The sequence below is a fragment of the Ruegeria sp. AP12 genome (assembly GCF_056540025.1).
In genome coordinates this window covers 1-1060 of the sequence record NZ_JBQFVZ010000097.1, presented here as the reverse complement: position 1 = coordinate 1060, position 1060 = coordinate 1, and the positions used below count along the sequence as shown (strand labels likewise).

The 1060-nt window shown below is 57.0% G+C and carries 1 protein-coding gene and 1 pseudogene; both read right to left on the bottom strand.

Annotated elements, in window-relative coordinates; translation table 11 throughout:
* Positions 1 to 450: 450 nt before the first annotated feature.
* Positions 451 to 867, bottom strand: a complete 417-nt coding sequence (locus tag ACR0E6_RS21490) for a hypothetical protein (RefSeq protein WP_480564660.1) — start codon at positions 865 to 867, stop codon at positions 451 to 453.
* A pseudogene (locus ACR0E6_RS21485) lies at positions 854 to 1060 on the bottom strand (cell division protein FtsA); the annotation flags it as partial. The pseudogene ACR0E6_RS21485 and the gene ACR0E6_RS21490, both read right to left, overlap by 14 nt.

Genomic DNA, 1060 nt, shown 5'->3' with positions numbered 1-1060 from the left:
ATCATGTTGTTGACCGCGTTACCGCCCGCGCCGCCAACGCCAAATACTGTAATCCGAGGCTTCAGTTCGTCGTGCCCGGGCATCGAAAGATTCAATGTCATGCTCTGTCCGCCTGTGTTTTTGTTCCGCCAAAGCGGTGTTTTTCTTTACCTATCCATCTTCGATTCTAGCGATGTGATGCGTAAAGGTCACGTCAAAAATCACGCGATTCCACAAAATATGGACGAAATAAGGCAGCAACCGGCGGCATTTCGCAGGCTTTGCCAAATATAGCGGAAACAACGCTGATCACTACAAGACACAGAGCATCCGAGCAGTGAACGACCTACGCGTCACGCCCCGGATTCAAATCAAAACTCGTGCGGAAAACTGCTCAATGTCCTGCCGCAAGACCTCTCACGGGTCCTGTGGATATCTTGAGGGATAAATCAGGCCTCCGCAAGGTGTTTTTCAACTGATTGGGGCGCTTGGACAATTCAGGCTGTGACTGGTCATGCTGCGCACCTCCTGGATTTCGCCATTGCCCAGCTCTGCCAGCCGGACCATCAAACGGCCCTGATATTCGAATGGCCACCAGCAAACAGGAATGCCGTCTGTATCATCATCATAGAGAAAACAGACCTGACCATTCGGCGTCGTGATCTGACCGTAGACGCATCCCCCACCCTCGACCCGCCAGACCGAGGTCTTGCGGTTCAGGAACTGCTCGGTTCCCACCAGATCACCGCTACGGATTTCGTGGAACTGCACCGTTTTGCCTAGCACAGCGTCCAGAAACGTCTCAGGCGAAATGACGGACTGCGCCGAAGCGAGGCCGGGCGCAAGCGCCACGCACAAGGCGCGGCGCAGAGTTCTACCAATTGTCACGGAACCACCGAACGGCGCGCTTGAACGGGCGCGCGGCATAGGTGTCGACGGGGATCTCGAAATCCCACCACTCATCCTGCGGATGCGCCGCAAACAGGCTGAGACCAACGGCCGAGGAAAAGCCCGGGCCGGTGGCAGATTGCGGCAGGCCGTGAACGCGCAGCGGGCGGCCCAGACGGACGCGCTGGCCAAG